Raw genomic sequence first — 8,137 nt, 5'->3', positions numbered from 1 at the left:
GGCGTCCACAGGCTGGGGAGGCCGGGGCCGGAGACCTTGCGCACCTGCCCGAGGGTCTCGCCGTGGGAGCCGACCGACCGGTGGACCACCACGCACTCCTGCCACGCGGCCGGGAGGGCGTGGACCAGTACCAGCGTCATCTCCTCAAGGAGCCGCTTCTGGTCGGCGGGGTTCAACTGCTCGCTCACCGTGCCTCCTGCAGCCTGTCGCGCAGCCAGCCGGGGACGTGCTCGTCGTCGCGGGGGAACGCGGCCAGGTCCGCGGACCATTCGCCGGCCGTGAGTTCCGGCTCCCAGAGCGGGTCGTAGTCGTTGTTGAAGCTGGTGTAGTACGTGCCGGGCGGGTCCATCATGAGGCGCATGCTCAGCCAGGTGCCCTCGCCGGGCCGGTACATCATCGACCGCAGCTCACCGAGCATGCCGATGACGTCGCGTGGCAGCTCCATCTGCGGTGACGTGCCGTCCTCCAGCACGACCGTGAGCGCGACGTCGGAGACGCCGACGGTCATGAGGGCCTTCATGTCGATGCGCTTCCAGCCGGCCGGTGCCGCCTGGGCCAGCAGCGTCGCGACCTCCTTGGTGAGCTCGTCGTAGCGCTGCGGGTCGTAGGGCATCGGCCCGCGGCCTGGCGCGTCGGTCATGGCTGTCCCTCCTGTTCCGCGAGTCTAGTGTCCGGCCCGGTCACCGGTGATCTCCACCAGGTGGCCGGACGCGACGAGGTCGGCGATCGGGTCCACGAGGTAGAACCCCGTCCCGGTGTCGGGCGGGGGAGGGTCGCTGCCGAGCGGGCCGGGGGCGAAGAGGCCGGTGTAGCCGCGGACGGGCTTCGCCACGCGGTAGCGGTGGTAGGCGTAGTCCTCCGGCGATCCCCACAGGCCGCGTCGCAGGAACGGGGTGTCGACCGTGTAGACGAAGCGGTCGGCCGGATCGCCGTAGGCGTCGACCTCCATGCCGGCCTCCAGCACTTCGCCGGGGGGTTCCGGCACGGCCTGCGGCGCCGGGGCCGGCACGGGGAGGACCCTCTCCGCGAGCATCATGAACACGTCGTGGACGGAGACGTACCCGCCCTCTTCGGGGGCGGGCCCGGGGAAGCAGACGAAGGGACCGTCCGGACGGTTGTTCAGCGGGTCGAGGGCGATGTACCGGCCGGTGCCGCGGGGACGGGGCGAGCACGCCGTCCGCACGTTCAGCTCCCGGCCGTCGTCACCGAGCAACCATGCCTGCTCACCCTTCCGCGGATAACGCTGCAAGCGGATGATCAGGGCCGTCCTCAGGACGGTGCTGTTGATCTCCATCCGGGCGTCGGCCATGACGCCGGCCATCGAGTGCGCGACCGCGCGGCGCGGTTCCGCGTAGGGGAACACGTCACCGCCGGGCCCGACCGCGAGCCAGGCGCCGCCGTGGTGCGCGACCGTCCAGCGGCCGTCCCCCGGAGCGCCGACGCGGAACTCGTCGGCGCCCGGCACGAAGTCCGCCAGCTTGACGCGGGCGCGCATGAACAGCCGTTCCAAGCCCGCCGGGAGCAGCGCGACCAGGTCGCTCTCCCGCTGCGGGACGGGGCTGAAGGTCCGCGCCGCGCGATGCAGGTCCAGGAGCGGGCGCATCCAGTCGGGGATCGTGTCGTCCTCGCGGGGGAACCGCCGGAGTTCGGCGGCGCAGTCGGCGGGGGTGATCTCGTCCGTCCAGGCGAACTCGGCGGGCGGACGGGCGGACACGCTCCAGTCGGTGACGCCGTCCCGTTTCCGGAGGTCGTAGGTGAACGCGGCCCACGCCCCGTGCGCCGGGTCGGCGGTGATCTCCCGGTGGCGGCGCAGCAGGTCCGGGATGCCCGTGCGGGGGATGCGCCGCCCGGCGGCGTGGATGCCGGCGGGGTGGCGCCTGCCCTCCTCGGAGCCGGTCAGCCAGATGGACTCGTGGTCGCCGATCGAGCGGTACGTCAGCTCGGCCCGCCGCCAGGTGCCGGGCAGCAGCTCCGTGACCTCGTCGATCAGCCGCCGGAGCAGCGCCGTCTCGGGCTGGTCCGTCTCGGGCTGGTTCGTCTCGGGTTCGTGCGTCATGGTCGTTCGGTGGTCTCGGTCAGCGTCCCGGCGGCGAGCAGCGCGGCGATCGTGTCGACCAGGTAGTAGCCGCGTCCCTCCCCGCCGGTCCGCTCGACGTCGATCGTCGCCTTCTCGAAGGGGAACGAGGGGTAGCCGCGCAGCGGCTCCCGGACCCGGTAGCGGCGGTGCGGGTGGTGTTCGGGCCCGCCCCACAGCCCGCGCCGGTTGAACGGCGTCCCCGGCTCGAACAGGAACACCTCGCCGGTGTCGCCGTGGCCGTCGAGGACCGTGCCGGCCGGCAGGTCGACCGGCTGCACCTCGCCGGGGTCGTCCGGAGGCTCGGGAAGCCCGGCGAAGACCGCCATGGAGAGGACCGTGCGGACGTCCAAGAACGGGCCCTCGGACGGCGGGGTGCCCGGCCGGGTGACGAAGTACCCGGCGCGTCCGGTGACGCCTTCGAGGGCGATGCAGGACGCGCCGGCCGGCCGCGCCGCGTTCGCGGACTCGTCCCGGACCCGCCGCCCCGTCTCGGTGAGGACCCAGGCGCCGGTGGGAGGGTCGAGGCGGATCAGGCCCGCGAGCTCCAGCATCCCGCTGTGCACGCGCACGCCCTCCTCGGCCAGGAGACCGGCGACGGCATGCGCCGTGGCCTCCCTCGCCGTCGCGTGATCCGACGCCTCGGCCGCCTCGGCGGAGCCGCCGGGCCGGTGCACGGCCCGCCAGCCGTTCTCGCCGCGCAGGACCGACCGGCATCCGCCGTCCACGGTCCCGACCCGGAAACGGGCGGCCCCGTCCCGCGTCAGATCGCGCAGGATGCGGCGGGCGCGGGCGAACATGACGGGGCTCTCGGGTGCGAGGAGAGCGACGTGCTCCCGCTCGGCCCGCCGATGGGCGATCTCTTGTGGGGGCGGCATCTCAGGTGGCGTCCGCCCGCCGATTGATGGTCGCCACGGCCTCGCGGCGCACGTCGTCGTCCACCTCCGGGACCCCGAACCCGTTCCCGCGGGCGAAGCCGGCCAGGTCGGGCTCTGGAGGGACGCCGTGGACGCGCAGGTAGTAGGCGACCGCACCGGGCCAGATCCACGTGCCGTCGGTGTGGTACGTCATCGGCACCTCGGCGCGCCGTCCCGGGTCGAGGAGGTCGGCGTCGTGACCGCGGGCCGCGAGGACGATCGGGGCGCGCTCCAGATACCGCAGCAGCCGCTCCCGCTCCTCGTCGGGGACGGCCGGACGCCGCACGACCGGTACCCCCGCCGCGTCGACGGAGTCGAAGAGCCTGGCGATCCGCATCTCCGTGGGAGTCGGCTGCGGGGTCGGGGTCAGTCCCCGCTCCCGCAGCGCCCCGTCGAACAGCGGGCTCGTCCGGGTGCTCAGTGAACGGATCAGCGCCTCCTCCTCCGGGGTCGGCCGGCGGCCGTCCTCCTGGGCCGTCTCCTCAAGCCCCTGCATCGTCTCGTAGAGGGCCTTGACCGTTCCTTCGCCCAGTCCCTTCCGGGCCCGGTACATCTCCACGGCCGTGACGAACTCCTCGAAGGAGAGCTCGTCGATGTCGGCGTCGCGGTTGAAGTCCAGCTCGCCGATGTAGCGCATGGCGCGCACGAACGCCCCGGTGCGGGGGTCGGCGGCCAGGCAGTCCAGCCCGCCGCCCGGCGTCTCCAGGAGGACGACCGGCCGTTCGTTGTACACGAAATACCGCGGATAGGTCTTCCTCACCAGCTTCACAACGACGACTCCCGTGATGGTTCGATGCCGGGGACCGTGCCCGGCGCTAGGCCCGCGCCAGGCGGTCGAGTTCGTCCAGCCCGCTCGCCCGGCCCTCCTGCGCGTCGGCGGCGACACCGCCGGCGAGCGGGTCCTCGGGCGTCCCGCGGAGCCGCCGGACCGCGTCCGCCGCCGGGACCCCCGCACCGAAGGCGTGCGCCAGCCGCGCCTCCCAGAGCCCGCCCGCGATCTCCCCGTCGCGGCCCGCGGCGGCCCGCCGGAGATACGAAGCCGCCTGCTCCGACAGCGACGCCCACACGTAGCCGAGGACCGTCCCGCCGCGCGTCACCGGGTAGAACAGCACGGGCGCCGCAGTCCGCGCCGCGTACGACGGCGGCCGGACGCTCACCAGCGGGCCCCAGCCCTGCGAGCGGTCCTCCGGCGTCCCGTCCGGGTACAGGCCGTCCTGGACGAGCGGCCCCGGCGTCACCGGCGCGCCCGGATTGGTCAGCTCGTGCAGGGCGCCGAGGTTCGCGGCCCGGGACTCCCGCGCGTCCGCCGGGATCGCGCCGCCCACCGGGTCCTCCGCCGCGCCGGCCCAGCCCCGGATCGCCTCCAGGGCGGGCAGCCCGCGGTCGTGCGAGTCGTCCAGGCGGCGCCCCCAGACGGCGGCGGCCTCCGCGCCCGCCGCCTGTGCCGCGACGCGCCGGACGAAACCGGCGGCCTTCGCGTTGGACTCCGCGGCCCACAGGTGCCCGAGCAGCTCCCCGCGGCGGACGACGGGCAGGTACAGCACCGCCTGCCGCGTGAACCTCTCGTAGGCGGCCTTCGGCGGCCGGAGCCCGCCGTCGATGGGCGGGGCCTGCGGAAGGTCCGGAAACCCGTCACTCATGACGTGCGCGCCTTTCCCTCGTCACTCTCGCCGGTCCGCATGGGTTCGCCCCTCACGGCGGCGTCCCGGGCGGGATGACGTCCGCCTCGACGGAGAAGACCGGCTGGGTGCCGTTCCACCCGGTCTGCACGACGCTCCTGATGTAGTACCTGGTTCCGCGTGGAAGCACCAGTTCCCGCTGGTCAGGGTACGCGCTGCTGCGGCCCATCCACACCCCGTGGGCACCCTGCGGGAGGTTGAGATGGAGCCGGTAGTTGAAGCCCTGCCCGTCGACCTCCGTGGTTCCCGAACCGAGCGAGGTGGACATGTAGCCCGGCTCGTTCTGCACGGCCCCGACGAGGAGCATCGGATGCCGTCCCGCCAGAGGCATGCCGTCCGCGGCGAGCATGAAGTTCACGTCGTGCAGCCCGCGCACCGCCTGGACGGGTTCGGGCAGCGGCCGGCTCAGCGCATGGTCGAGTTCGTTGATCCGCTGCCAGAAGGCGTCGGGCGTGGGCTCACCGCCGAGGTAGCGCCGCAGGAACTCGCGCTGCTCATGGTTCTTCCACATCTCCTGCAGCCGGGCCTCGGGGTCCGTCTGCGTGACGACGTGCTGAATCAGTTGGCGCTGGTAGTCGGTGAGGTCCGGCCGGTTCCACATCTGCATCAGCTGGTCCCGATGGACCGGCATGGTCCCGCCGTTCAGGTAGGCGAGGTGCTGGACGTAGTTCTGCTCCGTGTACAGGTGGGTCAGGTACCGTCCCACGTCCGCGCCGGGCCGCAGGTGCGGGTTCGGCATCGACTGCACCGTGTACCAGTGCAGCGCCTGCTGCAACTGGTGCGGCAGGTTGTGGTACACGTGCGCCAGCCGGTTCTCGCCGTACCGCTCGCCCTGCTCGTCGGTGTCGAAACGGCGATACCCGTCCCGGTCGACGTGGCCTTCGCGCCGGAACCAGTCGCGCAGCCCCCGCGACTCCGCGTCGTCCCCGGGCCGCGCCGGGTCGCCGCGGTGCTCCTCCCGGCCCGGCGGGCGGCCGTCGTGCCCGGCGGGCGATGCGGTGCCGTCCGGACCGGACGTCCGCCAGGTCCCGTCCGGCGGCCAGCCGGGGCGGGTCTGCCCGTCGGGACCGGTCCGGCCGGACGAGGCGTACACGTTGCCGTCGGCGTCCGTCCAGGCCAGCCCGCTGGGGGCGGTGACCGGGACGCCGAGCCGCTGCGCGAGCCGTGCGGCGAAGTCGCCGTCGCCGGTCCGGCACGACAGCAGGAGGACCTCGCGGCCGTTCCAGTTCGGGTCGTTGCGGATCAGGTGCGCGAGGTCGTCGGCGTCCAGCCGGCGGCCGCCGGGGAGCCGCAGCCCGTCGGCGTCACCGTGCCCGTCCACCGTGAACCGCTGCGGGTCCGCCGGGACGCGCCGCGCGAGATCCCGCATGGCCGGGTCGGCGGGATCGTGGAACGACCGCCCCGCCGGAGTGGCGTCGCTGTCGCGGAAGACATCGTGCAGATGCTGCGGCAGACCGTCCGGAACGGTCTCCGGGGCCGCGGCATCGTCCGTCCGGACGGGCGCCTCGTCGCGGGCCGGTTCGGTGTCGCGGACGGGCTCGGTGGCGCGGGCAGGCTCGGTTTCGTGGGCAGGCTCGGTGGCGCGGGTGGGTTCCGCCTCCCGGGTCGGCTCTGTTTCGCGGGTCGGGTCCGCGTCGCGGGCCTGCTCGTCGCCGCGGTCGGTGCGCAGGTGCGGCGGCAGCGACTCGTTCAGCGCCGCGTCGAACCGCTCGTTGAGACGCCGGTTGATCGCCTCGCGGACGGCCCGCTCCTCCGGCGTCAGCGGTGCGTCGCGCTCACCGCGCGCCGCCCGCTCCTCCGCGACGTTCGGCAGGTCCCGCGACACCTCGTACAGCGAGTGCTCGTAGTCCGCGACGTCGTCGAACGACCGCAGGTGAAGGCGCAGCTCTCCGATGTGGCCGTTCGGCATCCGCACCGTCATCCGGATGTCGCGGTAGCCGCTCGGCTGCGGCTTGCGCAACCGGTCCTTGATCGACACGACCTCGACGTTGTGCCGCCGCGCGACGTCCTGGACCCGGTCCAGCGCCCGGTACAGGTCCGCGACGCTGTCGAACTGGACCTTCCCGCCCAGCAGGTCGTTGAGCGCGGACGCGTCCCCGTCGCTCTCGTTGATGATCTTGTCGAGGGCGCGGACCCGGTCCTTCGGCCCCGGACGCATCTTGGCGTCGGCGGGATCGTTCGCCAGCTCGTTCAGGACGTTCCGGAGCGGGCCCGTGCCTTCCGCGGCCCGCTGGTACAGCTCGTCCAGGTATCGGTTGACGAACTCGTTGTCCTTCGAGAGCGGCCCGCCGCCCGCGCGCTCCCGCTCGGCCTCCAGCGCCGCCTCGTCGAACCCCGGCTGCTTCGGGGACTTCCCGGGCCCGATCTCCTCGATGACCCGGTCGCTGATGTCGACCTGCCAGTCCTCCAGCGGCGTCGGCGTGGGCTCCACCTGGCCTTCGCGCAGGATCGTGCCGGCGCCCCGCTCGTTCACCTCCCGGACCGAGTCCTCCAGGATGCGCACGGCGTCCGGATGGGTCAGCAGGCTGTGCAGCGTCCGCGGCCGCGCCAGCAGGGACCGCCGCAGCGAGTCCTCCGCCGGGGTCAGCGGCGGCGGACCGCCGCCCTCCACGATCCGGGCGAGCCGGGGATGGTTCGGCAGCCGGTTCCGCAGGTCGTCGTCCAGGAGATCACCGAGCCGGTTCCCCTTGTCGTCGACGATCGTCCCGCGGGCCTCGTCCACTACCCGCCGGATCTGCTCGTTGTCGAGGATCCGCCGCATGAGCTCGGCATCGGCCGTCCGCGGCGGCGCCCCTTCACCCTCCGCCGACCGGGGCACCGCAGACTGCATCGGCGCCCCGGACTCGCTTCCGGGCGCGCCCGCAACCCTCGTGGACGCACCTGGCGCAGGTGTTTCCGGAGCGGCCGTGCTCGTGGTCGGTGTGGCCGCATCTGCCGGAGGGGTGCCTTGTGCAGGCGCAGTGGGCGTGGGTGTTGCCGGAGCGGGTGTGGCCGCGGCCGGGGTGGGAGTGCCCTGCGTTCCCGTAGCCGGCGTGGCCGTGCCCGGTGCCGGCGCGGTTGGCGTGGCTGTTCCGGGGGTGGGTGTGCCTGCCGCGGGTGTTCCCGGCTGGGACGTCTCGTACCACCCGTAGTGGTCACGGGCGTCCGGGCGCGGCGGTACCGGGGTGTCCGTGGACGTGGCCGGTGACTGCGCGGTCTCGCCGGTCTGCGGGGTCTCGCCGGTCTGCGTGTCGGGCGGGGGCGGGTCGCCGTCCGGCTCGGGAGCGGGGCTGCTCCGGCGGAACCTGGGCTGTCCCGCGTCCCCTGGCTCGGAGGCCGTGTTCCCGTCCGTGCCCGGTGGCCGGGCCTGGCCGTTCCCCGCGGCGGGGTCGGTCGACGGCGGCTGCGGACCGGCGTTCGCGGGAGCCGGGCTCGGCGGGGCGGGCAGCGTGGTCCCCGGCGGCTGGGCTGTCTCTTATACACAACTG

8 protein-coding genes are annotated in these 8,137 nt (G+C 73.8%); 1 reads left to right on the top strand and 7 read right to left on the bottom strand.

The features are described 5' to 3' along the window. The 7 genes from E1289_RS34735 to E1289_RS34705 form a co-directional block, all read right to left on the bottom strand. On the bottom strand, nt 1-188 hold a 188-nt coding region (locus E1289_RS34735), incomplete at its 3' end, for a hypothetical protein (RefSeq protein WP_207929344.1). After that, complete coding sequence (locus tag E1289_RS34730; RefSeq protein ID WP_131987949.1) at nt 185-640, bottom strand: hypothetical protein; 456 nt, start codon at nt 638-640, stop codon at nt 185-187. The genes E1289_RS34735 and E1289_RS34730, both read right to left, overlap by 4 nt. Before the next feature lie 24 nt (nt 641-664). Then, nucleotides 665-2,056: a TNT domain-containing protein gene (locus tag E1289_RS34725; protein WP_131987947.1), complete on the bottom strand. Its 1,392-nt coding sequence runs from the start codon at nt 2,054-2,056 to the stop codon at nt 665-667. After that, nucleotides 2,053-2,952 (bottom strand): glycohydrolase toxin TNT-related protein, encoded by a 900-nt coding sequence (locus E1289_RS34720; protein WP_131987945.1) that lies wholly within the window; start codon nt 2,950-2,952, stop codon nt 2,053-2,055. The genes E1289_RS34725 and E1289_RS34720 overlap by 4 nt, the downstream gene beginning before the upstream one ends. Nucleotide 2,953: 1 nt before the next feature. Further along, a complete protein-coding gene (locus tag E1289_RS34715; protein ID WP_131987943.1) occupies nt 2,954-3,760 on the bottom strand; it encodes a hypothetical protein in 807 nt (268 codons plus the stop codon). A 46-nt stretch (nt 3,761-3,806) separates the two neighbouring features. Continuing rightward, nucleotides 3,807-4,631, bottom strand: coding sequence for a hypothetical protein (locus E1289_RS34710; RefSeq protein ID WP_131987940.1), 825 nt, complete (start codon nt 4,629-4,631; stop codon nt 3,807-3,809). A 52-nt stretch (nt 4,632-4,683) separates the two neighbouring features. Beyond that, nucleotides 4,684-7,500, bottom strand: a complete 2,817-nt coding sequence (locus E1289_RS34705) for an ADP-ribosyltransferase (protein WP_131987938.1) — start codon at nt 7,498-7,500, stop codon at nt 4,684-4,686. Between the two features lie 334 nt (nt 7,501-7,834). On the opposite strand from E1289_RS34705, the gene E1289_RS39245 reads away from it, so the two are divergent. Next, the coding region (locus E1289_RS39245) for a hypothetical protein (RefSeq protein WP_207929343.1) at nt 7,835-8,137 on the top strand (303 nt) is incomplete at its 3' end.

Origin of the sequence: Actinomadura sp. 6K520 (assembly GCF_004349245.1) — a bacterium.
Lineage (GTDB): Bacteria > Actinomycetota > Actinomycetes > Streptosporangiales > Streptosporangiaceae > Spirillospora.
The sequence above is the reverse complement of the archived record's forward strand: the minus strand, read 5'-3'. Positions and strand labels throughout refer to the sequence as shown.

Bases quoted from the DNA above. Each gene is read 5' to 3' on its own strand.
- E1289_RS34730 (WP_131987949.1), bottom strand. From the start codon at position 640: ATGACCGACGCGCCAGGCCGCGGGCCGATGCCCTACGACCCGCAGCGC.
- E1289_RS34725 (WP_131987947.1), bottom strand. From the start codon at position 2,056: ATGACGCACGAACCCGAGACGAACCAGCCCGAGACGGACCAGCCCGAG.
- E1289_RS34720 (WP_131987945.1), bottom strand. From the start codon at position 2,952: ATGCCGCCCCCACAAGAGATCGCCCATCGGCGGGCCGAGCGGGAGCAC.
- E1289_RS34710 (WP_131987940.1), bottom strand. From the start codon at position 4,631: ATGAGTGACGGGTTTCCGGACCTTCCGCAGGCCCCGCCCATCGACGGC.
- E1289_RS34705 (WP_131987938.1), bottom strand. From the start codon at position 7,500: ATGCAGTCTGCGGTGCCCCGGTCGGCGGAGGGTGAAGGGGCGCCGCCG.